A 24274-nucleotide genomic window follows, 5' to 3' on the forward strand; every position below is an offset into this window, starting at 1 on the left:
GATTGCATATTGCAATCAGTTAGGGGCGAAATCATGACTTTCAATCCCTTTTGCCGTTGGCGGCAGGTCGGATCGGGCGGAATCCGTCCTTGGCAGCCCCCAGGGTGATGCGTAAAGTGAGGATCGCTTCATCTTGGCCACGGCCAGACTGTACCGAAGAAGATCCGCAATGACCGACACCCAATGGGACGCCGCAAAGGCGGCGCCCGGCTCCGCCTACTGGAAACGCAATCTCGTCATCTCGCTCATGGGCTCGTTCACGACCATCGTGGCAATGACGCTGCTTCTTCCCTTCCTTCCGCTTTATGTGGAGGAGCTTGGCGTGAGCGATCATGCGGCGATCGTGCAGTGGTCGGGTATCGCTTATGGCGCGACCTTCTTGGCCGCGGCCTGCGTGGCGCCGATCTGGGGTCGGCTGGGTGACATCTATGGACGCAAGCTGATGCTGGTGCGCGCCAGCCTCGGCATGACCATCGCTATCTCGCTGATGGGCATGGCCGGAAATATCTGGCAGCTCGTGGCACTGCGCCTCTTCGTCGGCCTCGCCGGCGGTTATGCCTCCGGGTCGATGGTGCTGGTGGCGACACAGACGCCGAAGGACCGCTCCGCCTGGGCGCTCGGTGTGCTCTCATCCGGAATCATGGCTGGCAACCTTGTCGGCCCGCTGATCGGCGGGGCGCTGCCGCCCATCATTGGCATCCGCGGCACATTCCTGGCCGCAGGCGGCATGATCTTCCTTGCCTTTCTCGCCACCACTTTCCTCATCAAGGAGGAGAAGTCGGCGGCCCGCAAACAGGCGGCCAAGGCGTCCGGCGGCTGGAAATCCATTCCCGACAAGGGGCCTGTTGTCGCGATGCTGGTGACTGGCCTGCTGCTGATGCTCGCCAACATGTCGATCGAGCCGATCATCACCGTCTATGTGGCGCAGCTCGTGCCCGATCAGGGTCGGGTGACGATGGTCGCCGGTATCGTCATGTCGGCAGCGGCGCTCGGCAGCATTCTCTCGGCTTCGCGGCTCGGCAAACTTGCCGACCGGATCGGCCACTGGCCGGTCATTGCCGGCGCGTTGGCAATAGCAGGCCTGCTGCTCATTCCGCAGGCCTTCGTGACCGCTTCGTGGCAGCTCATCGCCCTGCGTTTCCTGATGGGTGTGGCGCTCGGCGGGCTCCTGCCCTGCATCACCGCCGTCATCAGGCATAGTGTGCCGGATAGCGCTGCCGGCAGCATCCTCGGCCTTTCCATCTCTTCGCAGTATGTGGGCCAGGTTGTCGGGCCTGTTCTCGGCGGTTTCGTCGGCGGGCATATCGGCATGCCGGCGGTGTTTCTCGGCACCTGCGTTCTGCTGCTCGCTGGTGCGGGCTTTGCGTGGTTGGTGCGGCCAAAGGAAGAAGCCTGATCGTCAGGCTTTTCCGCAGATCATCTCGACGCCGGACTGCGCCAAAGCCTCCAGCGTTTCACGGCTATCGCCGGCTCGCGCACGGACGGCAAGCGAATGCATGATGGCCGAGGCGAGCTTTGCCAACATGTGAGGATCGGCACCACCGGGTAGTTCGCCGCGCTCCCTAGCGAGCGTCATGCGTTTCTCGATCTCGCCGTCAAAATCGTTGAGGCTGCGGTTCAGCACATCCCGAACGCGCTCGTGCTGGATTGCTTCGGCCGTTGCTGTGCCTATGAGGAAGCAGCCGCGTGCGGCCGTTTCGCCATGAAGATAGATATCGAGGGCGCGACCGTAGACACGCGCTAGATTTTCGCGAAGCGTCAGCGATGGATCGAGAGCGTCTGCCAGCACGCCCATGCTTTCCGCTCTATAGCCCTCCAGGGCATCAAGGTAGAGATTCTCCTTGTCACCGAAAGCGCCGTAGAGGCTTGGACGGTTGAGCTGGGTGGCGGCACTCAATGTATCCAGCGATGTGCCGGCAAAGCCCCGATCCCAGAACACCTCCCTCACCTTTTCCAATGTCACTTTCGCATCGAAGGCCCTTGGGCGGCCGCGTTTCTTCTCGCTCATTTTGTACCGTTTCGCATAAAATAATTGACCAGGTAAATTTTATGCGAAATAGTACAAATGTCCAACGGATTGATGCGCGCCGGTCTTGCACCGCGCAGGAGGAGGAACCCATGAGGCTCTACATGCATGCAGCGGCCTGTTCGCTTTCGCCGCATATCGTCTGCCGGGAGCTGGATATCGATATCGAGCTCATCACTGTCGATCGAAAGACGCATCGAACCGGCAACGGCGAGGATTACCTCGGTATCAACGGCAACGGCTATGTACCGGCGCTGGTGCTCGATGACGGCAAGGTGCTGACGGAGGGACCGGCGATCGTGCAGTTTCTTGCCGATAGTGTTCCTGACGGGAGAAAGATGTTGCCCGAGATCGGCAGCTTTGGCCGCAATCAGGTGCAGTCCCTACTGAACTTCATCACGTCAGAACTTCACAAGCCGATGGCCATGCTCTTCAATGCCGACTATGCAACAGCACATGAGGCAATGCGCGCCGTCGTTCACAAGCGCCTCGACTGGATCAATGCAAGGCTTACCGGCCCCTATCTCACCGGCGGGGATTTCACTGTCGCGGATGCCTATCTCTTCGTCTGCCTGAACTGGTCGCCCTGGATAGAAATCGATCTCGATCGTTTTCCCGCGCTTCCTGCCTTCATGAAGCGTGTTGCGGCCCGCCCGGCCGTGCAGGCGGCGTTGAGCGAGGAAGGGCTGATGGCCTTCAATGCCGGCGGCAACTTCTTTGCGCCGATCGCCTATATCCAATCCGCCGGATATGTCGGCTCTCCGGTTCGGCCGTGATAGGATGCCGGTCCCGCGGGTAGCACCGCCGGACCGGATTATCCTCCGATGCTTGATAATCCTTCCCAAGCAGCATGGATTATCGAAAGCCTTCGATGGCGGCATCTTCACTCCATCGAAACCGGAAGCCCGGTTCATACAAAGGAGCGAACGATGAGCACCATAGCGGAGAATGCCGCGCAGACGGGTAGAACCATGAAAGCCTACAGAGTTCATGCATTCGGACCGCCGGACGCCATCATCGCCGAGGATATCGAGATCCCCGCGCCCGGCAAGGACGAGGTTCTGATCAAAGTACACGCGGCCGGTGTCGGCCCCTGGGATGGCTGGATCCGTTCGGGAAACAGTGCCCTGCCCCAACCGCTGCCGTTGACGCTCGGTTCCGATCTCTCGGGCACGGTCGAAGCGGTCGGCGACGGTGTTACGCATGTGACCCGCGGCGATGCCGTCTATGGCGTCACCAATCCCCGCTTCATCGGTGCCTATGCCGAATATGCGATCGCGGCAGCGGGCATGATTGCCCTGAAGCCCGCAAGCATTGGCCATATCGACGCCGCCTCGATCCCCGTCATCGCGGCGACCGCAAAGCAGGCGCTGTTCGATCACGCGAAGCTCACCGCCGGGCAGACGGTGCTGATCCACGGTGCGGCAGGCAATGTCGGGGCCTATGCCGTGCAATTCGCCCGCAAGGCCGGGCTGAAGGTGATCGCCACAGCCAGCGGCGGCGATATCGACACCGTCAAGCGGCTCGGCGCCGATGTGGTTGTCGATTTCCGCAGCCAGCGCTTCGAGGATTTCGCCCGCGATGTAAATGCAGTCATCGATCTTGTCGGTGGGGAGACCCAGGCACGCTCCTTCCCGGTGTTGAAGCGTGGCGGCAAGCTGATTTCCGCCGTCTCGCAGCCAGATCAGGATCTCGCCAAAGCGCATGGCGTCGAGGCCTTATTCTTCCTCGTCAAGGTCGCGACGAAAGAGCTGAGCGAAATCGCTGCGATGGTCGATGATGGCGAACTCGAAACCAATGTCGGTGATGTGCTGCCACTCGATGCGGCGATCGCGGCGCATGAAATGCTGGAAGGCAAACGCGCGCATGCCAAGGGCAAGATCGTGTTGGACGTCAGGTGAGAATGACCTCGGACGGGCGTCCGGCAGAAAACAGTCCCGGCGGACGCTTTTTCACGCCATCCATTTGCGGTGTTCGGCAAAACGCTCCACCAGCATATCGAGGAACAGCCGCACTTTGGTCGGAAGATGGCTGCGGTTCGGATAGACGGCGTTGATATGGATCTCAACGCCGCGATAATCCGGCATCATGCGCACCAGGCGACCGGCCTCCAGATCCTCGAAAACGACGAAGCTTGGGGCGAGGAAGATGCCCTGCCCATTCAGTACCAGATAGCGCAGTGTCTCCGCGCTGTTGGAAATGATGCTGCCGCCCACTTTGACGCTCGCCAGCCGCCCCTCTGCATCCTCGAAGCGCCATTCCTCGCCAAAGGGATAATAGGCATATTGCAGGCAGTTGTGCTCGGCGACTTCAGCCGGCGTCGTCGGCATCGCGTGGGTCTTGAGATAATCCGGCGAGCAGACGAGGAAGTGCCGCCATGGCGTCAGCTTGCGCGCGACGAGGCTCGAATCCGGAGATGGCGTGGTGCGGATCACCAGATCATATCCGTCCTCGATCATATCAATTGACCGCTCGCCGATGTTGAAATCGATCTGGACCGCCGGATAGAGCGTCATGAATTCATTGATGACGGGCAACAGGAAACGGACGATGGCGCTGCTCGTATAGAATCTGAGCGTGCCACGCGGCGTGGAGCTCAATGCGCCGGCGGCGCGATCCGCCTCTTCCAGATCGGCCAGGATCTGCGACGAGCGCTCATAGTAATACTTGCCGGTTTCGGTCAGGCTGACCTTACGCGTGGTGCGGTTCAGAAGCCGCACTCCAAGGCGATCTTCCAATGATTGCACATGGTTGCCCACCATGGTCACGGACATGTTGAGGCGCCGCGCGGCAGCCGAAAAGCCGCCGCATTCCACCACCCGACCGAAGACTGTGAGGCTGGTCAGCCGATCCATGTTGCTCCTCGATTATCCGCTGAGAGTTGATGATCTTTCCCGAAAACAGCAGATTATCAGAAACAATGTCCGGGTCCATCTTCCTCCCATCGAACAGGGCTTCGCACGAACGGGGCCAAGACGAATGGAGAAGGACAATGGTCGAACTGCCCCGCAACGAAGTTTTCAAGAACGTCCAGCAGGCCGGAACCGCCCCCACCGCCGAAGCTTCGGCACCGACCGCGGAAGCAATGGCTGCAGCAGCAGCGACCTCAGAAACCCCGAAGAAGACCGGCCGCAAACTCATCAAGCGCGCCGTCCTCGCCGCGGCCCTGCTTGCCGGCGTCGCCTTCGCCGGCGATTTCGGCTACCGCTACTGGACGGTCGGCCGCTTCGTCGAATCCACCGACGATGCCTATGTGAAGGCCGACTACACGACCGTCGCCCCGAAGGTCGCCGGCTATATCAAGCAGGTCCTCGTCAACGATAACGATACCGTCAAGGCCGGTCAGGTTCTCGCCCGCATCGACGATCGCGATTTCCAGGCCGCCCTCTCGCAGGCCAAGGCCGATGTGAAGGCTGCCGAGGCTGCGGTCACCAATCTCGATGCGCAGGTCGCGTTGCAACAGTCGATCATCGGACAGGCGCGCGCCACGCTTAACGCATCGCAGGCTTCGCTTACCTTCGCCCAGTCCGATGCCGACCGCGCAAGCCGACTGATCACCAACGGCGCCGGCACGCAGTCCCGCGCCGAGCAGAGCCAGTCGCTGAAAGATCAGGCCGCCGCCGCTGTCGAGCGCGATCAGGCTGCATTGGTTGCCGCTGAGAATAAGGTACCGGTGCTGCAGACGCAGCGCGAGCAGCTGCTCGCTCAGCGCGACCGCGCCGCAGCCGCTGCCAGCCAGGCCGAGCTAAACCTCTCCTATACGCAAATCGTGGCTGCCGTTGACGGCACGGTCGGCGCGCGCTCGATCCGTGTCGGCCAGTACGTCACCTCGGGCACGCAGCTGATGGCGGTCGTGCCGCTGCATGCGGTCTATGTCGTTGCCAACTTCAAGGAAACGCAGCTGACCTTCGTGCGCCCCGGCCAGACGGTGGAGATCAAGGTCGACAGCTTCCCGGATGTCGCCATCAAGGGCCACGTGGACAGCGTCTCACCGGCAAGCGGCCTCGAATTCTCGCTCCTGCCGCCCGACAATGCCACCGGCAACTTTACCAAGATCGTGCAGCGCATCCCGGTCAAGATCGTCATCGATGACGAACGCCTTGCCGGCCTGCTGCGCTCGGGCATGTCTGTCATCCCCGATATCGATACCAAGGCCGCTCAGACCTCCGCGGCCGAGGAGGAAGGATTATCCACTCCTGCTGGATGATCCTTCCATTTCTTCCTCTGACATCACCCAAACAGCGTCATGAGACAGTTTTCCGCAGAGCGGGAAGGAGATAAGTCATGGCTACGCTTCAGATCGCCGCAAACAGCAACTCGGTCGCGCGCCCTGGCGCCGCGATCGTTTCCGCTACGGCCGTTCCCGCTGCCGACCCCGCCATGAGCCCGCTTCGCATGTGGACAGCTGTCGTCGGCTCCACGCTCGGCGCCTTCATGGCGATCCTCAACATTCAGATCGTCAATGCCTCGCTTGCCGACATCCAGGGCGCCATCGGCGCCGGCACTGACGATGGCGGCTGGATCTCGACCTCGTATCTCATCGCCGAGATCGTTGTCATTCCGCTCAGCGCATGGCTCGCCCGGGTCTTTTCGGTCCGCAACTATCTGTTGGTCAATGCGGTGCTCTTCCTGATCTTCTCGGTTGCCTGCGCCTTCGCGGTCAATCTGCAGCAGATGATCATCCTGCGCGCCATCCAGGGTTTTTCCGGCGGCGTGCTGATCCCCATGGCCTTCACCATCATCATCACGCTGCTGCCCAAGGCCAAGCAGCCGATCGGCCTGGCGCTCTTTGCCCTTTCGGCAACGTTCGCACCGGCAATCGGCCCGACTATCGGCGGCTACTTCACCGAAAACTGGGGCTGGGAATATATCTTCTATATCAACCTCGTGCCCGGCGCACTGATGGTGGGTATGCTCTGGGCTTCGCTCGACCGTGCGCCAATGAATCTCGGCCTGCTTGCCAAGGGTGACTGGCCGGGCATCATCACCATGGCGATCGGGCTTGCAGCACTTCAGACCGTGCTGGAAGAAGGCAACAAGGAAGACTGGTTCGGCTCGGATTTCATCGTCCGCCTCTCGGTTATCGCTGCGGTTTCGCTGACACTGTTTCTGGTGATCGAGCTGAAGACCGCCCATCCTCTGCTGAACCTGCGCCTGTTTGCCCGCCGTAATTTCGGCTTCGGCATCCTTGCGAATTTTCTGCTGGGCATCGCGCTCTATGGCTCGGTCTTCGTGCTGCCAATCTACCTGACCCGTATCCAGGGCTATAATTCCGAACAGATCGGCTTGGTGCTCGCCTGGACCGGCATCCCGCAGCTGCTGCTGATTCCGCTGGTGCCGCGCCTGATGAAGCGCTTCGACATTCGCCTGCTGATCGTCGTCGGCTTTGCCCTCTTCGCCGCTTCGAACTTCATGAACGTGTACATGACGGGCGACTATGCGAGCGACCAGCTCTTCTGGCCGAATGTCGTGCGTGCCGTCGGTCAGGCGCTTGTCTTCACGCCGCTCTCTGCGATCGCCACCGCAGGCATCGAGCCGGGAAATGCCGGTTCGGCTTCCGCCCTCTTCAACATGATGCGCAATCTCGGCGGCGCGGTCGGCATCGCCTCGCTGCAGACCTTCCTGTCGAAGCGCGAGCAGTTTCACTCGAACATCCTGACCAACTCGGTCTCCGTCTTCGAGGAAGCTACCCGCGATCGCGTCGCCAGGATGACCGCCTATTTCATGAGCCACGGCGTCAGCGATCAGGCGCTTGCCACCCACAAGGCGGTCGTTGCCATTGCGCTGAAGCTGCGCAAGCAGGCCAATATCATGGCCTTCAGCGACACCTTCTTCCTGCTCGGCGTCGCCCTGGTCATCGCCCTGCTTGCCAGCCTGCTTCTGAAGAAATCCAGCCAGATCTCCGGCGGAGGCGCTCACTGAGCGCCCCTGCCCCAGTGGAGGAGAAACACCCATGACCACCCTGCTCGACATCGACTATGCCGTTGAAACCAAGGCACCCGCGGGCAGCCGCCACACGACTGCCGTGCTCGACCTCATCGAATGGCTGACTGGCGACGAATGTCATGCCCTCGACGAGGCAGGACTTGTTTCCGGTCTCGGCCGCCGCCTGCGGGCGCTCGGCGTTCCCGTCGATCGGCTGACGCTGCATCTCATGACCCTGCACCCGGAATTCATCGGCCGCACCATTGCCTGGGCGCCGGGTGAACCGGTGGAGATCCATGACCGCGAGCATGGCGCGCGCCTCGCCATCGCCAACACGCCGCTGCACAAGGTTTTCGAAACACGCGAGATGCTGATCGTGGGACCGGGCCAGAGTCAGCATGGTCGTTGGCAGCATCTCGACGTCTTCACCGGACGCGAGCTCGTGCAATTGATGATCGCCCCACTCTGCAACGCCGACGGCCCCGTCAGCGCCGCCATTTTCGGCACCAAGCGGCCGGGCGGGTTCACCGCCCATGAAATGCAGGTGATCGAACGTATCGTGCCGGCGCTACGCAATACCAGCGAACTCCGCATTCTGCGTCAGGTCGAGCTCAGCCTGCTCGACACCTATATCGGGCCGATGACGGCAAGCCGCATTCTGGCCGGCCGCATCCGCCAGGGCGAGATCGAAACCATGCAGGCCGCGCTGCTGCTCTGCGACTTGCGTGGCTTTACCGAACTTTCCAACCGCTTGCCGGGAGACACGGTGCTCGGCTTGCTGAACGCTTATTTCGACCGAGTCATTCCGGCGATCACGCGAGAAGGCGGCGAAGTGCTGAAATTCATGGGGGACGCGGTGCTTGCCTTCTTTCCCGGCTTCGATGCCACCCGTACCTGCAATGCAGCGCTCTCGGCGGCGCGAGCGATCGTCGAAGCGCTGGATGGCTTCAATTATGACGGCATCGGCGCCAAAGCCGGCATCGCCTTGCATCACGGCGAAGTCAGCTACGGCAATATCGGCTCCGGCCGGCGGCTGGACTTCACGCTGATCGGCGGCGACGTCAATCTCGTCAGCCGTATTCAGGGGGCGTGCAGCGAACTTGGGGAGGCGCTGCTGATGTCCGAGGCGTTTATTGAAGAGGCAAAGCCGGAGGACGCAGTATCGGTGGGAAGCCATCGGCTGAAGGGCTTTCCGGACGAGGTGGAGCTTTATACGGTGAAGTGAGGCCCTCGCTCGTTGACTCAGCCCTTCGCATGGCTCAGGGCGTTCGTGACTGCGATCGATCCACTGGATCAATTACTGCCGCAACGCGACACATCACTCACTCCTCGTTGCCCCCGCGGCCGTAGGCCCAGTCCATGTAGAGGTCGAGCGCCTTGCGGGTGACAGGGCCTTCCTGGAAATTGCGGCCGTCGAGCCTGTTGACCCCGACGACCTTGGAATAATTGCCGCTTGTGAAGATCTCGTCGGCGCCCATGAAGTCCTCGACCGAGAGCGTCGCCTCGCGTACGTCGAAGCCGGCCTTGCGCAAGAGGCCGATGACGCGCAGGCGCGTGATGCCAGCGAGGAAGGTACGGTTGGCGACCGGGGTGAAGACGACGCTATCCTTGACCATGAAGACGTTCGAGGACGCGGTTTCGACCACATTGCCGTTCATATCGCGCATCAGGGCGTTGTCGAAGCCACGGCCTCTCGCCTCCGCAATCGCGCGACCACTGTTCGGGTAGAGCGCGCCCGCCTTGGCGTCGGTCATCGCGGTTTCCGGCGTCGGGCGACGGTAGGGTGACACGGTGAGCGAGGAACCGCCGTGGCCGCCCATGGCCGCCTCGAACAGGCAGAGCGCGAAACGCGTGGATTCGCCATCAACGGTCACGACGCTGCCCGGCGAACCGTGCTCACCCCAATACATAGGTTTGATATAGATCGGCGTCTTGCCGTCGAACTTCTTCACGCCGTCCCAGGCAAGCGCCTCGATCTCTTCGGCCGTCTTGACCGGCTTCAGGCCCATGGCAACGGCAGAGCGGTTGATGCGCTGGCAATGCAGGTCGAGATCGGGTGCGATGCCATCGAACCAGCGGGCGCCGTCGAAGACGGTGGAGCCGAGCCACATGGCGTGCGAAGTCGGCCCGATCAGCGGCGGGTTGCCGGCAATCCACTCTCCCTCGACATAGGTCCAGGTGGTCGTGCGGGGTGACGTATCGACGGACATGGCGCTCTCCTTCTGAAGTCGGCAAAGCAAAATCCTCCATGCCGGGGACGGTCAAGCGCAAATTGACGGTTGAAACATCGAAGCAAGAAAATGCCCGATAGTGCGCTAGGATTGAAATATTGATGCGCGTGTCTTGGTCCCAAAGCGATGGGTCCATAAAGGAAAATGATGGATAGGCGACTGGATCGAGCCCCCCGCCGCATGTCATCATGGATAAGGAAAAGCGTGTGCGGGGCCAGGAGAGAAGCCGATGAAAGCCATGTATTACGAAGCCTTCGAACAGGCGCCGGAGATCCGCACCGTCCCGGATCCGACACCTTCGGAAGATGGCGTGGTCATCAAGGTCGGCGCGACAGGGCTTTGCCGCAGTGACTGGCACGGCTGGATGGGGCATGACCCGGATATCCGCCTGCCGCATGTGCCGGGGCATGAGCTTGCGGGCAAGATCGTGGCGACGGGCAAGGGCGTGGTGCGCTTCAAGGTCGGCGACCGGGTGACAGTGCCCTTCGTTTCCGGCTGCGGCCACTGCAGCGAATGCCATTCCGGCAACCAGCAGGTCTGCCCCAACCAGTTCCAGCCGGGCTTCACTCATTGGGGTTCGTTCGCCGAATATGTCGGCATCGATTATGCCGATACCAATCTGGTGCATCTGCCCGAGAGCGTGGATGACGCGACGGCGGCAAGCCTCGGCTGCCGCTTTGCGACCTCCTTCCGCGCCGTTGCGGATCAGGCGCGCACCGGACCGGGCGAGTGGATTGCGGTGCATGGCTGCGGCGGTGTCGGCCTTTCGGCGATCATGATCGCCAGCGCGCTTGGGGCCAATGCGATCGCCATCGATATCTCCGTGGAGAAGCTGGCCTTTGCGCGTGAGTGCGGGGCGGTGGCAACGATCAATGCCTCCGCAGTTGGCGACGTACCGGAAGCCGTGCGCGAGATCACCAAGGGCGGCGCGCACGTGTCCATCGACGCGCTCGGTCATCCCGTCACCTGCTTCAATTCGATCAAGAATTTGCGCCGGCGCGGCCGTCATGTGCAGGTGGGCTTGATGCTCGGCGAGCATTCCACACCACAGATCCCGATGGCGCAGGTGATCGGCCACGAACTGGAAATCTACGGCAGTCATGGCATGCAGGCGTGGCGCTATGACGCCATGCTAGCGATGCTCGCCGCAGGCAGGATTGCGCCGCAGAAACTGATCGGCAGGCGTATCAGCCTTGCGGAGGGAGTGCCGGCGCTGATGGCGCTCGACAAGGCCGAGGGTACGGGTATCAGCGTGATTACGCAGTTCTAGGATGGTGGGACGGCAGTTTGCGCCAGGGCGGACTACCGGATACGAGGTTGCGACCCCACCTATTTGTGACGAAGCCACCGGCCCGCCGGCGGCGATGGGGGAGTCCATGAGCGAAACACAACGCAAGCTGACGACGATCTTTGCGGCCGACGTGCAGGACTATACGCGTTTGATGGGCGAGGATGAGGAAGGCACGCTCGCGATGCTGAAGCATTATCGCGACGCCATGTCCCGCCTGATCACCTCGCATGGCGGACGGGTGGTCAATACCTGGGGAGACGGGCTGCTTGCAGACTTCCCAAGCGTCGTCGAAGCGGTTCGGGCAGCAATCGACGTACAGAACGAGCTTGCCGGCAAGAATGCGGCGCGACCCACGGATGGGCGGATGCTCTTCCGCATCGGCATCAATCTTGGCGATGTCATCGTCGAAGGCGAGGATATCTATGGCGATGGCGTCAATATCGCCGCGCGGCTGCAGGCTTCGGCACCGGCCGGCGGGATCGTGATCTCGAACACAGTCTATGACCAGGTGCGAAACAAGGTGGCCGTCGGCTTCGACTTTCTGGGGCCTCTGGATATGAAGAATGTCGCCGATGCCGTGCCGAGTTATGCCGTGCGCATCGGCCATGTCAGCGCAGAGCCGCAGAAGCCGGCATCCGTTCCCGACCGCCCCGTCGAGAGGCCGAGGTCAAGACCGGCGCCAGCCCCGCGCGGCAGGCTGAACAAGCTCGGCGGCATCCTGGCCGTCATCGGCGCCATGCTCGTCGTCATCAATATTGCCAGCTGGGAAGGTGAGTTTTGGGCCGTCTGGCCGCTACTTGCCTTCGCCTTTCTGGCGGCCATGACATGGGTGCGTATTCAAGACCGGTTCGATCAGCGCATCGCAGCACTTGCCATCGTGGGGGTTGGCCTGATCGCCATCAACATGCTGACATGGCAAGGAACTTTCTGGGCAATATGGCCGCTACTGGGGCTCTCGGTCGCCGCCGGCATCCGCTGGGCGATGCGCGACTGAGGCTCAGGCGTGTCGCGCCAACCGAAATGCGGCGCCGTCGATCATCATCTGCAACCCGGCTTCGAAGAAGGCTTCGTGCCCGTAGTTGCGGTAATGCGTAATCGCCCGGCGCGTCAGCGGGAAAGCGATTGCAGCGGCATCGAGCTTTTCCTGCTCCGGCGGTGGGTCGGCCTGTTCCTCGATGACGCAGCCAACGGTGTAGCGATCGACCGCGACGAGCAATTCCATGGCGAATTCCACCTCCATGCCTGATTTGACGAGGATCGCGATATGGGCTTCGATATTGGCAAGATCCTGCGGATCGGCTTCAGTACCGGCATGCACCCGGCCACCGTCGCGGTAGCTCAAGAGCGTGCGGCGGAAATTGCGGGCATTGTCGAGCATGAATTCCCGCCAGTCATCTGCCGAGGCCGGCCAGTCGTGTGTGTGGCCCCGCGCCATGATCTCCTCGGCCATCGCCTCGACAAGCGCCCGCTTGCTCTTGAAGTGCCAGTAGAGGGCGGGCTGGCGCACATTCAGCCGCTCGGCAAGCATGCGGGTGGAAAGGGCATCGATGCCCACTTCGTTCAAGAGCTTCAGCGCTTCGTCGACGATCTGCGCCCGATCCACTTTCATCGTTTTCGAATTCCCTGTTGCCATCTCAATTTATCAGCGATAAGGAACTTATCAGTGATAAATTTTCAGCCGATCCAATGAAGAAAGCGCTAGTCGTCGTCTATGCCACCGTAATCCTCGATGCCGCCGGCATTGGCCTGACCCTGCCGATCTTTCCGCGGCTGCTTCAGGATGTCGGCCATACCGACGATCTCGGATGGCGATTCGGCGCCTTCCTGGCCCTCTATGCGCTGATGCAGTTCATTTTCTCGCCGGTGCTCGGCTCGTTGTCGGACCGCTTCGGCCGCAAGCCGATCCTGATGCTATCGCTCGGTGGCGCGGCGATCGACTACGTGTTCATGGCCGCAGCGCCGTCGCTGTGGCTGCTCTTCATCGGCCGGGCGATCGCCGGCATTACGGGCGCCAGCAATGCGGTGGCCGCGGCCTGCGTGACCGATATCACCGACGATGCGGAGCGCACGCGCCGCTTCGGCCAGCTCAGCGCCTGCTTCGGCATCGGCTTCATTGCCGGGCCGGCGATCGGTGGCGTGCTCGGAGAGTTCTCCGTGCGCCTGCCCTTCATCGCCGCTGCCGCGCTCAATGCCGCCAACCTGCTGATGGCGCTATTCTTGCTGCCGGAGACGCGTAGATCTGGCACGGCCGCGGAGAAACAGGAGTTTTCGCCGCTTGCCCATTTCCGCTGGCTAATGGGCTACCGGCTGCTGCTGCCGCTTGCCGGCGCCTATTTCATTCTGGCGCTCGTCGGCGAAGTCGGCGGCACGATCTGGGTTCTCTACGGGCAGGACAAGTTTTCCTGGTCGCCGATGATGGTCGGCATCTCGCTTGCCGCCTTCGGTTTCTTCCATGCCATCGTGCAAGCCTTCATCGCCGGGCCGATCAGCGAAAGATGGGGCGAGCACCGGACGCTCTTGATCGGCATCGTCGCCGACAGTGCGGCCTATATCATCATCGCGCTTTTGACGGAGGGATGGATGGCATTCCTACTGATGCCTCTCTTCTGCCTCGGCGGTATCGGTGCGCCGGCCCTGCAATCTCTGGTGACGGCGCGCGTCGACAGCGATCATCAGGGACGTGTACAGGGGTTGCTCGCGAGCACGACGAGCCTTGCCTCGATCATCGGGCCGCTGGCGATCAGCACTGTTTATTTCGCCTCGCGCGATATCTTTCCGGGGCTTGTCTGGGTGCTGGGCGCGGGTTTCTACGTGCTCTGCCTGCCGGTCGCCTTCACCCGCCGGCCGAAGGATGCCACGGCCTGAAAGTGGATGGCGGCGAGATAATCATCCCGCCGCCTGTTCCGATTACTTGACGCTGTTATTGGGCGACGCCGATCGAGGCCAGGTATTCGGCCGAAGCGATGATCTTCGACTTGTCCTTGATCTCGATGATCAGGCGCGGATTGCTTTCGACCTTGGCAAGCGCTGCGAAAACCGCACGCCAGTTGACGGTGCCTTCGCCGAGCGCCCAGTGGCGGTCGGCATAACCGTCGGCATCCTGCAGATGGACGTGGCCGAGGCGGTTGCCGGCGGCGTGAACGTAATAATCGACCGGCGGAGCGCCGGTATAGCCGTGAGCGTAATGCGCATGGCCGGTGTCGATGGAGACAGCGACGGACGACGAGTTGAAGCTTTCCGCCAAGGCTACGCGGATATGCGGATCCTTGTCCTCGATGTTCTCGATGACAAGGGTGCAGCCGATTTCCTCGGCGCGCTTCACCGCCTCGCGCATCGTCTGATGGCAGTATTCAACGATCTTTTCGCGTTCGCCTTCGTTATTGTCGAGGTTGTTGTAGCTCCAGGTCGTGTAGGGGCTATGGACGACCATGTGCGTGCCGCCGATCGCAGCGCAGACATCGAGGCCCTGCAGCATGCGGCGGGAGACGACGGCGCGGATATCCGGATCCTGCGAGGCGATGATGAAGCCCCAGAACGGGCCATGGATGCCGACGCGGCCCTTGTAGCCGTCGAGCAGCTTCTTGACGTGATCGGCACGCGGCGTCCAGTCGCCGTTCAGCACCTCTGCATTGACGAAGCTCTGCAGCTCGAGATCGCGGGACTTTTCGAAGAGCCAGTCACGATGGTTTTCGAGTTCGTCGATCGTCATGGCTGCGCCGACGACGGGAAGTGAAGACATGTGGTTGCTCCGCTGATGGTATGGCCTGATTGGCGGGGAAGGATCGGCGCGTTCTATGCGCCTCTTCTGTGTCGCCGATATTACAGGCCGGTATCCCAGAAACAGCGGCTGCCAACCTGTCGCACTTGCGAAGCGGGAAGGCCATACCGATATGATCGTCGTCGGTTTCAGGGCTCGAGAGCGCGCAAAAGCCACCTCCGCTCGCCCTTCCCTGATTTTACGGCGGTTGCCAAAACGGCCGCAAAGGTCTATCGGACCGCCCCGCAAGAACAAGAAAGTGACATCATTTCCAACTCATTTGTGAAAACAGATGCCCGGACGGAGGCAAAAAGCTTCTTCGTGCTGGGCGACAAGGTCGAGCGACGGGCTCGCCTCACTGGCAACTGGCTCAACATATTCGACGTGACGGTGGAGCCCGGCGGGCGCACGCCGCGCCATGCCCATGCAAGCCCGGAAGTCTTCAGGATCATCGAGGGCACGCTGACGATCTGGCGGCTCACAGATACCGGGCCGGAAGAGATCGAAGCGAGCGAAGGCGACATCGTCACCATCGCGCCCTTCATGGTGCATGGCTATTCCAACAACGGAACCGTCCCTGCGGTCTTTTCGGCTATCGTCGATAGCGACATGGCCGAATTCATCGAGACCGAGGGCGCCACCGAGCAGCCGCAGGGCAGCCCGTCGCCGGAGACGGTAGCGCGCATGCGGGCAGCCGCAAACGCCCATGGGATCACGATCCTGGCGGCGTAGGTCGCATGCGCCGCAGCTGCAGGCAAAGAGATCGTCGAGGCATCACGCCGGCGTTAAACACATTCCCCATTTGACGACCCAACCGCTGCTTTCAATATTGCGCGCAGCAGTTGATGCGCTAGCATATACTTCGCCGTGGTTGGGGATTTGTAATCGTGTTTCTGCGCAGTGTCGTTTTTGGGTTCTTCGCATTCCTTACCCCGTTCGGAAACGCATGCGCAGACATTACAATAGAGCGTGTGCCGATTGATAATTCCGTTCCAGTTCTCCTCCTCAAAGGTGAATTTAGCAAATCCGACAATCCAGAACTGCTTGCCCGCGAAGCTGCGGCAAGCGGAGCCAGAGTAATCACCTTCGACAGTAATGGCGGCCACGTTCTCTCTGCGATGGCCTATGGGAGAATGATCCGCTCGCTAGGATTATCAACTCTGCAGCTCCGGTCCTCACAATGTGCCTCTGCCTGTGCGCTGGCGTTTGTCGGCGGCGTGAACCGCGAAGCGGACCCAGGCGCGATCGGCGTCCACCAGTCTTCCTTCTCGCCGGAGAGCAATATCGAAGGCAATGCCGCCGTCGCCGCGGTTCAGGCGATGACCGCAGAGATCATGACATACCTCATCGAGATGGATGTCGATCCCAAGCTGCTCCAGCTTAGCTTATCGGTTCCCAGCGATGACATGCGATATCTCACTGCAAAAGAAATGCAGAACTACAAGGTCACTTGGGGCAGCCTGCCCGCCCTGCCGGAGCGGGCGGCATCGCCCGGAGCTGCTCCGACCACCGTCCCGCCCTCGGCAAATGCTGAATTCGCTCCACTGACGATAGAGCAGAGGGCCCTCGTCTTTGTTACTGCCTACTACAGCGCATGGTCCCACGGGAACGCCGAAGCGGTTGTTTTTATGGAGGAGGCTTACGCCGACACAGTGGACTTTTATGGGAAGCCGACCCCCAAGGCGGTCGTTATCGGTGAAAAGCGGGACTTCGCATCAAGGTGGCCGATCCGGGCCTATAGTATAAAACCCGGGTCGGCGCGGATAACCTGCTCCGAGACCTGCAGGATAGACGGCGTCGTTGATTGGTACGCAAAGCGCGATGTGGGTGACCGCGTATCTTCGGGTACGGCGGAATTCTCTCTGGTTTGGGACCAGAGGGCCGGAACTATTATCTCGGAGACGGGCAAAGTCATAGAGACCGACAAGGGCGCGTCCCAACCCATTCGCCTGATATCGCAATGGCAAGAGCAGAATACTACGTGCCGAGGCGGCAGCGGGGATTCTGCTGAGACGCTGGCCGCCTGCAACAAGCGCGAGGCCATCGGAACGAAGCTCCAGGCTGTGGGCTGGTGTTATGGCCGTGAAGGCGAGTACGGGTATCAGATGGAGTGGCATGCTTGCGACGTCGCATCATCTCAAGAAAACGGAGCGGTCGCCGCAACGTCTGCGGCAACTAAGGTCAAGCGGCCAAACGCATCCGACTTCCCAATTCAAAGCCGGTTTACCGGAAAGACAGTGTTGCCGGACTTCAAAGGGCGTGACCGAGACTTCAACAATTTCAGAACACGCATCCGCGAGGGAATGCGCGAAGGACCGAATTTTGCCGGACGCTACACGCTTATTCAGATTGGTTGCGGTACCGGGTGCTCCTTCGTCATAGTCGCCAACAACCAGACAGGCCGCCCGGGATCTTTCCCTCGTGGTGGCGAAGACAACCTGTATTTGAATTTGGAATATAGCCGGGACAGCCGCCTTGTTGCCACTCAGTGGCTGAATTACGATGTCAATAAATGTTTCGTCGAATTCTTCGACTTCGACGGCAATACGTGGAAGCCCATCAGCAAGACTGAGATCGGCGACACCGAAGTCTGTTACAAGCCGATAGAGGAAAACCTTCGCTGAACTTACCGATTCATGTCGAGGGTCGGAAATCTCGAAGCGTCGACGCGGTGATCCGGCTGTCGCCTGATCGGGTCGGCCCTTGCGGCCGATCCCTCTCCTCTGAAAACTGTCATAGAACGGCCCTATAAGGATTTTGCCCGGCGCCTCTTGCGCCGGATACGTTTCATCGACAGAATTGCGGCATGCCTGACAGCGATCCCTCCAGTACTAGTCCCGCCTCCAACAGCCGGGAGATTCCGGCCGACGATGGCGGAGATTACTGTTGTAGCGAGCGTGTTTCTTCCCGCTTACGTTCAGGTGTATCAAGGCTGCGCAAGGCGTGGCTCATCTCCAGGTTATCGCGACAGATCAAGCTCCTGATGCCATCGGTATCGGGCCGGTGGCCCATTCTTTTCACCTTAGAGGAGCGGCCATTCATGACAGCGGCCGCATTTAACACCTGATGTTCTTCGACTGGATATCCGACCCTTCCGCCTGGGTTGGTCTGGCCACGCTTATCGTGCTCGAGATCGTTCTCGGCATCGACAATCTCGTCTTCATCGCGATCCTCGCCGACAAGCTGCCGCCGCATCAGCGCGACAAGGCGCGGCTCGTCGGCCTCGCGCTCGCGCTCGTCATCCGCATGGGGCTGCTTGCCTCCATTACCTGGGTGGTGACGCTGACGACGCCGCTCTTCTCCATTCTGGGTTTCGACCTTTCGGGGCGCGACGTCATCCTGATCGTCGGCGGCCTCTTCCTGCTCTTCAAGGGTACGATGGAGCTGCATGAGCGGCTGGAAGGCCATGTTGAGCATGACGACAAGAAGATCATCCATGCCGTCTTCTGGCAGGTGATCGTGCAGATCGTCGTGCTGGATGCGATCTTCTCGCTCGACAGCGTCATTACCGCCGTCGGCATGGTGCAGCATCTGCCGGTCATGATGATCGCCGTCATCATCGCAGTCGGGGTCATGTTGCTCTTGTCGAAGCCGCTCACTTCTTTCGTCGGCAAGCACCCGACCGTCGTCATCCTTTGCCTCGGCTTCCTGATGATGATCGGCTTCTCGCTGATCATCGAAGGCTTTGGCGTCCACCTGCCGAAGGGCTATCTCTACGCGGCGATCGGCTTCTCGGTGACCATCGAGGCGCTGAATCAGCTCGCGCGCCACAACCGCGAGCGGCTGATCACCCCGACCAACATCCGCGAGCGTACCGCCGATGCCGTGCTCGGCCTGCTCGGCGGCAAGCGCCCGCAGGTGACGCTCGGCTCGACCGCCGAACTGATCGGCGAGCAGACGGCAGAGGAGGATGTCTTCTCGTCGGAGGAAAAGGACATGATCCAGGGCGTTCTGGCGCTTGCCGGGCGGCCGGCGAAATCGATCATGACACCGCGCATCGACGTCGAGTGGCTGGACCTCGATGCGCCGGCGGAGGAACTGCAGCACCGGATCGTCGAGCTTGGCCATTCGCGCTTTCCCGTCGGTCGCGGCAGTCTCGACAAATTCATTGGTGTGGCAAGCGCCCGCGACCTGATGCGCGATATCATCCAGGAGGGCGCAATCAATCCGGAGCGTTCCATTCGCCAGCCACTTGTGGTGCATGAAAGCCTCAGCGCCCTGAAACTCATGGAACTGCTGCGTCAGTCCGGTCAGGCAATCGCCATCATCCTCGACGAGTATGGCGATCTGGAAGGCATCGTGACGACGACCGACATTCTGGAGGCGATCGCCGGGGAATTCCCCGACGAAGACGAGGAGAAGCTGACCATCGAGCGCGGTGGTGACGGCGCGCTGACGGTGGATGGCTGGATCGACATCCGCCACGCTTCCAAGCTGCTCGATGACGACCTCGTTGACGATGCCGACCGCTATTCGACACTGGCTGGCTTCATCCTCTGGCGTCTCGGGCATCTGCCGCATGAAGGCGAGGCCTTCACCGCCGGCGATCTGGCCTTCGAGGTGGTCAAGCTCGATGGCCGCAACATCGACAAAGTTCGCATCCGCCGCGTCGAGAACGTGGCCTGATTTCAGGAGAAAAACGATGGCATGGTCAGCCAGCCAATATGTGAAATTCGAGGATGAACGCACCCGCCCGGCGCGCGACCTGCTGGCGCAGGTGCCGTTGACGGAGCTTCGCCACGCGGTCGATCTCGGCTGCGGGCCGGGCAATTCGACCGAGCTGATCATCGATCGTTACGGCGCGCAGAATGTATCCGGCCTCGACAGCGACCTGAACATGCTGGAGGCGGCCCGCAAGCGCCTGCCGGGCACGGCTTTCGTCGAAGCCGACCTTTCCATCTGGCAGCCCTCCGAACCGGCAGACCTGCTGTTTGCCAACGCCGTCTTCCAGTGGCTGCCCAACCATCTCGACATCTTCGACCGGTTGATGGACGGACTGGCACCGGGTGGCGTGCTTGCCGTGCAGATGCCAGATAATCTCGGCGAGCCGAGCCATCTGATGATGGAGGAAACGGCACATGCCGGTCCATGGAAGGCCGCCTTCGAGAAGAAGAGCGCTCGTCGCAACATGCTGCCGCCGCCATCGACCTATTACAGCCGGCTGATCGCCAAGTCTTCCCGCGTCGACATCTGGCACACGATCTACAATCATCCGATGGACAATGCCGCTGCGATCGTCGAATGGGTCAAGGCAACGGGCCTGCGCCCCTATCTCGACCATGCCGGTGAAGAGCATCGTGAGGCATTTCTCGCCGACTATCTCGAACGCATCGACCGGGTCTATCCGAAGGCAGCCGATGGCAAGGTGCTGCTCAAGTTCCCGCGGCTCTTCATGGTGGCCGTAAAGGCCTGACCGGGAAACCCCAGCATTTTTAGCGCCGGCAGCGATCTGCGTGATTGCTGCCGGCGAAGCTTTCTCAGCCATCCGCAAGCCACACGCAAAGTTTGAAGTATAGCGGTTCGTCCTGGGGTTTCTCAATCCAGACGTGCTTTCGCGATGTTACCGACATCGATCGCTATCCATTAAACGCCTTTGCGCCATCATGTGCGGGGCCTGACAAAGAGATTTTGAGATGGTTTCTTCTGTTTCCAACATCCGGCTGCAGACAGCGCAGATAGCCTTGCAGGTGATCAAGAGCGGCTCCTCCGACAGCAGTTCCAGCAGCTCGACCGATCATGACTATTCCAGCCTTCCCTCGCAGTCCCGCTCGGCGCTGTCGGTCATGCTCGACAAGATCAACTCCGGCAAGACGGGGTCCACGGACGCGTCCGGCAACACCACCGCCAGCACCGATATCACCACCGCCTCCTTCATGGCGCTGCTGCGCCAGAACATGACGGCTGCGGCAGATGCCAAGGGCCCCGGCAGCCAGGAAGCCGCCATGCTTGCCGCCTTCAAGAAGGGCCAGCTGACGGTCACCGATCCGACCCAGGGCGTTTCCATCAAGGCCTGGGACGTGACCGATCCCAAGGAAGCCGATGTCGACCAGAAGAAGGGCACCGACATCAAGACCGACGACTGGAATAACTTCCTGCGCGACCATCTGCAGCGCGACTCCCATGCGCGCCTCGTCAGAAGCGAAAACGGCAGCTTCATCGAGAAAGGCACCGGCAACGAGGTCTATTTCGGCCAGGTCGGCACGCAGAATTATTACATCACCTGGCCGGCAAAGACCGAGACGAAGCCGGCCAGCGGCACAGGTGACAAGCCCGCGACTGACACATCTGCATCCAAGCCGGCCACCGACACGACCACGGACAAGCCTGCCACCAAGGCGTAAGCCATCCATCATCGTAAGAGGGCCATTGCGGAAAGACCTTCCGCAATGGCCTTTTCATGTCAGGCTCCCAAAAGCTCGATCAGCGACAAGATCGCGGTCGCGAGAATAACGAGGCCAAAGCAGATGTTGAGCACCCGTTCGCTCGACGGCTCCATTTGCACTTTGCCGAGAACAACGCCGAGCCACAGCCAGAAGATATCGACGACGATCATGACGAGGACGCAGAGTGCCCATTTGGCCTGCATGTCCAGCGCGCCATCCTGCGAGAGCCGGTATGCGGCGAAAAGAGAGGCGAAGGCGATATAGGCCTTGGGATTGGTGAGGCCAAGCACGCCGGCGATGGTCGGCGAGGCTTGCCGCCGTGCGGCCGAGAGATCGGCGCCGACTGGCGCAGAGGCGATCTTCCAGGACAGCCAGACGAGATAGAGGGTGGCAGCGACCGTCATCACCAGCATTGCCAGTGGGATTGCCTCAATCAACGATAGCAGGCCGGCGGCGGCGCGGCGGCGGCAACGGCCAAACCGATCTGCAGACCGAGATAGAAACGCAGGCCCGTCACCATCCCGTGGAGACGTCCAATCGCCAGAAGGGCAGCGATGGCAGGGCCCGGCGAACAGAGAAGCGCCAAGGCGGCCATGACGAAGAAGCCTGCACTGACGAGATCGACCATAGAGCCCTCAATCACATAATGATATCTGTATATCTTTATGTGATTTCGACGTAGTGTCAAACGCTTGTTATCGTTGAACCGCAAGGTGCTTGCGGCGCAGCCGGAGCGCTTTATATTCGGCCGGACAATCCAGCAGGAGATGGCACATGGACGCTCACCCCACCCCGCCCGTCACTCTCGTCATCTTCGGCGCCACCGGCGACCTGACACGGCGACTGCTGGTTCCGGCCATCATCAACCTCACGCGCAGTCGCCTTGTCGGCAAGGACCTAGACATTATCGGCGTCGGCATCGAGCCCGGTGACGATGAGTTCCTGCGCCAGCGGCTTGACGCTTTTCTCAGCCATCTCGAGGGCGATGAAGCGACTGACAAGGATGAGGCCTGGGAGAGCCTGCGGTCGCGGATTTCCTATCTGCAGGGTGATTTCACCAAAGACGACATCTTCCTCGAAATCGGCAAGCGCCTTGGCAAGACCTGCAATGCCGCCTTCTATCTCGCCGTGCCGCCGACCTTCTTCGGGCCGATCGTCGAGAAACTTGCCGGTCTCGGGCTGATGAACGAGAGCGAGGGCTGCTTCCGCCGTGTAGCGATCGAAAAGCCCTTCGGTACTGACCTTGCCTCGGCCCGCGCCTTGAACGAGCGCATCCTCGCTCAGGTCGAAGAAAGCCAAGTCTACCGGCTCGACCATTTCCTCGGCAAGGAAACGGTGCAGAATCTGATGACGGCGCGCTTCGCCAACATGATGATCGAGTCACTGTGGAACAACCGCTATATCGACCACGTTCAGATCACTGCTTCCGAGATCGTCGATGTCGGCACGCGCGGCAAGTTCTACGATGCGACCGGCGCGTTGCGCGACATGATTCCCAACCACCTGTTCCAGCTTTTGGCGATGATCGCCATGGAGCCGCCGAACAGTTTCGATGCCGAAGCGATCCGCAACGAGAAGAGCAAGGTGCTCAAGGCGTTGCGCGTCTATACACCGGAAGAAGCCAAGGCGAATGGCGTGCGTGGCGCCTATACCGCGGGTCCGCTCAATGGCAACGACCTGCCCGCTTACCGCGAGACAAAGGACGTTTCGCCTGACAGTAAGACCGAGACCTATGTGGCCTTGAAGCTTTATGCCGATACCTGGCGCTGGGCTGGCGTCCCCTTCTATCTGCGCACCGGCAAGGCGATGACGGCGCGCGATACGGAAATCGTCATCACCTTCCAGCGCGTTCCTTTCGCGCAGTTCCGTGAAACGGAAGCCAACCGCCACCTGCCGCCGAACAGGCTGGTCATTCAGGTTCAGCCAGACGAAGGCATGAGCATGGAGATCTCCATCAAGTCGCCGGGACAATCGGTCGATACCGTGCCGGTGTCGCTCGATTTCCGCTATGCCGACAAGTTCGATATCGGCAAGACGACCGGTTACGAATCCCTGCTCTATGATCTGTTTATCGGCGACCAGACACTGTTCCAGCGCGCCGACGGCATCGAGGCCGGCTGGGCCGCCGTTCAGCCCTTTCTGGAAGAGTGGGCAAAGGATGACCGTATCCCGGACCCCTACGCTCCCGGCAGCATGGGACCCACTTGCGCCGACGAGCTTATTCAGCGCGACGGCCGCGAGTGGCATGAACTCGGCGTGATCCTGCACAGGGACGGCAAATAGCCATTCCTGCTTCTTTCATTCTATACTATCCCGTCAGCGGCACGCTGCTGTCAACGTGCCGTCGCGTTCGGCCGTGCGGTAGGCGCGCGTGCCGTGCCGCGGGCAATCCGTCCGGTCAGACGGAATGACGACGGTGATATTGTCGCTCTCGACGGGATCGAGCGGAATCGAAAAAGTATTACTTGATTCCGCGTCCGGCACCGTGCCGGGCGGCATGCCGCCGAAGCGGCCGGAATAGTCCATATCACCGAGGGCCTGGGAAAAGGCCGGAGCGGCGAACCCGAGGAGAATGATCGAGGCTGCTGCAATAACCGTACGCATGATCATATTCCTTCTTATCTGGCCGATATGAAACGGGATTTGGGTATCCATCGTTCC

The 24274-nt window shown here is 61.0% G+C and carries 23 protein-coding genes; 15 read left to right on the forward strand and 8 right to left on the reverse strand.

What is annotated here, in order from left to right; all coding sequences use genetic code 11:
* The first annotated feature begins 169 nt into the window (after window positions 1–169).
* Window positions 170–1396, forward strand: a complete 1227-nt coding sequence (locus AC1DUP_RS17330) for a multidrug efflux MFS transporter (RefSeq protein ID WP_113509723.1) — start codon at window positions 170–172, stop codon at window positions 1394–1396.
* A gap of 3 nt (window positions 1397–1399) precedes the next feature.
* Here the strand turns inward: AC1DUP_RS17330 and AC1DUP_RS17335 are convergent, their stop codons facing one another.
* Window positions 1400–2008, reverse strand: a complete 609-nt coding sequence (locus AC1DUP_RS17335) for a TetR/AcrR family transcriptional regulator (protein WP_113311711.1) — start codon at window positions 2006–2008, stop codon at window positions 1400–1402.
* Window positions 2009–2118: 110 nt separating this feature from the next.
* Here AC1DUP_RS17335 and gstA point away from each other — a divergent pair, with 110 nt between their 5' ends.
* On the forward strand, window positions 2119–2802 hold the full coding sequence (gene gstA / locus AC1DUP_RS17340) for a glutathione transferase GstA (protein WP_115035526.1): 684 nt from the start codon (window positions 2119–2121) through the stop codon (window positions 2800–2802).
* 153 nt (window positions 2803–2955) lie between these two features.
* Window positions 2956–3927: an NADP-dependent oxidoreductase gene (locus AC1DUP_RS17345; RefSeq protein ID WP_477833362.1), complete on the forward strand. Its 972-nt coding sequence runs from the start codon at window positions 2956–2958 to the stop codon at window positions 3925–3927.
* Between the two features lie 51 nt (window positions 3928–3978).
* On the opposite strand, the gene AC1DUP_RS17350 is transcribed toward AC1DUP_RS17345, so the two are convergent.
* Complete coding sequence (locus AC1DUP_RS17350) at window positions 3979–4881, reverse strand: LysR family transcriptional regulator (protein WP_113300265.1); 903 nt, start codon at window positions 4879–4881, stop codon at window positions 3979–3981.
* 137 nt (window positions 4882–5018) lie between these two features.
* Between AC1DUP_RS17350 and AC1DUP_RS17355 the strand changes: the two genes are divergently transcribed.
* From AC1DUP_RS17355 to AC1DUP_RS17365, 3 genes are all read left to right on the forward strand, one after another.
* Window positions 5019–6233 (forward strand): HlyD family secretion protein, encoded by a 1215-nt coding sequence (locus AC1DUP_RS17355; RefSeq protein WP_477833364.1) that lies wholly within the window; start codon window positions 5019–5021, stop codon window positions 6231–6233.
* A 77-nt stretch (window positions 6234–6310) separates the two neighbouring features.
* Complete coding sequence (locus AC1DUP_RS17360; RefSeq protein WP_477833366.1) at window positions 6311–7948, forward strand: MDR family MFS transporter; 1638 nt, start codon at window positions 6311–6313, stop codon at window positions 7946–7948.
* Between the two features lie 31 nt (window positions 7949–7979).
* On the forward strand, window positions 7980–9176 hold the full coding sequence (locus AC1DUP_RS17365) for an adenylate/guanylate cyclase domain-containing protein (protein ID WP_477833368.1): 1197 nt from the start codon (window positions 7980–7982) through the stop codon (window positions 9174–9176).
* Between the two features lie 97 nt (window positions 9177–9273).
* On the opposite strand, the gene AC1DUP_RS17370 is transcribed toward AC1DUP_RS17365, so the two are convergent.
* On the reverse strand, window positions 9274–10161 hold the full coding sequence (locus tag AC1DUP_RS17370; protein ID WP_477833370.1) for a branched-chain amino acid aminotransferase: 888 nt from the start codon (window positions 10159–10161) through the stop codon (window positions 9274–9276).
* A 250-nt stretch (window positions 10162–10411) separates the two neighbouring features.
* Between AC1DUP_RS17370 and AC1DUP_RS17375 the strand changes: the two genes are divergently transcribed.
* Both AC1DUP_RS17375 and AC1DUP_RS17380 read left to right on the forward strand, forming a co-directional pair.
* Window positions 10412–11452 carry a zinc-dependent alcohol dehydrogenase family protein gene (locus tag AC1DUP_RS17375; RefSeq protein WP_113300262.1) on the forward strand — a complete coding sequence of 347 codons (1041 nt, stop codon included), beginning with the start codon at window positions 10412–10414 and terminating at the stop codon, window positions 11450–11452.
* 106 nt (window positions 11453–11558) lie between these two features.
* The gene (locus AC1DUP_RS17380; RefSeq protein WP_477833372.1) at window positions 11559–12467 is read left to right on the forward strand and encodes an adenylate/guanylate cyclase domain-containing protein; all 909 of its coding nucleotides are present in this window, start codon (window positions 11559–11561) and stop codon (window positions 12465–12467) included.
* Between the two features lie 3 nt (window positions 12468–12470).
* Here the strand turns inward: AC1DUP_RS17380 and tetR are convergent, their stop codons facing one another.
* Window positions 12471–13082, reverse strand: coding sequence for a tetracycline resistance transcriptional repressor TetR (gene tetR, locus AC1DUP_RS17385; protein ID WP_113311749.1), 612 nt, complete (start codon window positions 13080–13082; stop codon window positions 12471–12473).
* A 77-nt stretch (window positions 13083–13159) separates the two neighbouring features.
* Between tetR and tet the strand changes: the two genes are divergently transcribed.
* Window positions 13160–14338: a Tet(A)/Tet(B)/Tet(C) family tetracycline efflux MFS transporter gene (tet, locus tag AC1DUP_RS17390; RefSeq protein ID WP_477833374.1), complete on the forward strand. Its 1179-nt coding sequence runs from the start codon at window positions 13160–13162 to the stop codon at window positions 14336–14338.
* A 55-nt stretch (window positions 14339–14393) separates the two neighbouring features.
* On the opposite strand, the gene AC1DUP_RS17395 is transcribed toward tet, so the two are convergent.
* Window positions 14394–15212 carry a sugar phosphate isomerase/epimerase family protein gene (locus AC1DUP_RS17395; protein ID WP_477833376.1) on the reverse strand — a complete coding sequence of 273 codons (819 nt, stop codon included), beginning with the start codon at window positions 15210–15212 and terminating at the stop codon, window positions 14394–14396.
* A 282-nt stretch (window positions 15213–15494) separates the two neighbouring features.
* On the opposite strand from AC1DUP_RS17395, the gene AC1DUP_RS17400 reads away from it, so the two are divergent.
* The 5 genes from AC1DUP_RS17400 (at window position 15495) to AC1DUP_RS17420 (ending at window position 21571) form a co-directional block, all read left to right on the forward strand.
* Window positions 15495–15962, forward strand: coding sequence for a cupin domain-containing protein (locus AC1DUP_RS17400; RefSeq protein ID WP_477833595.1), 468 nt, complete (start codon window positions 15495–15497; stop codon window positions 15960–15962).
* A gap of 155 nt (window positions 15963–16117) precedes the next feature.
* Window positions 16118–17854, forward strand: a complete 1737-nt coding sequence (locus AC1DUP_RS17405; RefSeq protein WP_477833378.1) for a COG3904 family protein — start codon at window positions 16118–16120, stop codon at window positions 17852–17854.
* Window positions 17855–18296: 442 nt separating this feature from the next.
* A complete protein-coding gene (locus AC1DUP_RS17410) occupies window positions 18297–19856 on the forward strand; it encodes a TerC family protein (RefSeq protein ID WP_477833380.1) in 1560 nt (519 codons plus the stop codon).
* 16 nt (window positions 19857–19872) lie between these two features.
* Complete coding sequence (gene tam / locus AC1DUP_RS17415) at window positions 19873–20643, forward strand: trans-aconitate 2-methyltransferase (protein WP_113509709.1); 771 nt, start codon at window positions 19873–19875, stop codon at window positions 20641–20643.
* Window positions 20644–20863: 220 nt separating this feature from the next.
* Entirely contained in the window at window positions 20864–21571 is a 708-nt protein-coding gene (locus AC1DUP_RS17420; protein WP_113509708.1) for a hypothetical protein, read from the forward strand.
* Between the two features lie 59 nt (window positions 21572–21630).
* Here AC1DUP_RS17420 and AC1DUP_RS17425 read toward each other — a convergent pair whose 3' ends face one another.
* Window positions 21631–22050 (reverse strand): LysE family translocator, encoded by a 420-nt coding sequence (locus AC1DUP_RS17425; protein WP_477833383.1) that lies wholly within the window; start codon window positions 22048–22050, stop codon window positions 21631–21633.
* Entirely contained in the window at window positions 22047–22241 is a 195-nt protein-coding gene (locus AC1DUP_RS17430; protein WP_477833385.1) for a hypothetical protein, read from the reverse strand. The genes AC1DUP_RS17425 and AC1DUP_RS17430 overlap by 4 nt, the downstream gene beginning before the upstream one ends.
* Before the next feature lie 146 nt (window positions 22242–22387).
* Between AC1DUP_RS17430 and zwf the strand changes: the two genes are divergently transcribed.
* The gene (gene zwf, locus AC1DUP_RS17435) at window positions 22388–23896 is read left to right on the forward strand and encodes a glucose-6-phosphate dehydrogenase (protein ID WP_113509706.1); all 1509 of its coding nucleotides are present in this window, start codon (window positions 22388–22390) and stop codon (window positions 23894–23896) included.
* 33 nt (window positions 23897–23929) lie between these two features.
* Here zwf and AC1DUP_RS17440 read toward each other — a convergent pair whose 3' ends face one another.
* Complete coding sequence (locus tag AC1DUP_RS17440; RefSeq protein WP_113311748.1) at window positions 23930–24217, reverse strand: hypothetical protein; 288 nt, start codon at window positions 24215–24217, stop codon at window positions 23930–23932.
* Window positions 24218–24274 lie beyond the last annotated feature (57 nt).

This window comes from Rhizobium sp. 01L419 (assembly GCF_056400025.1).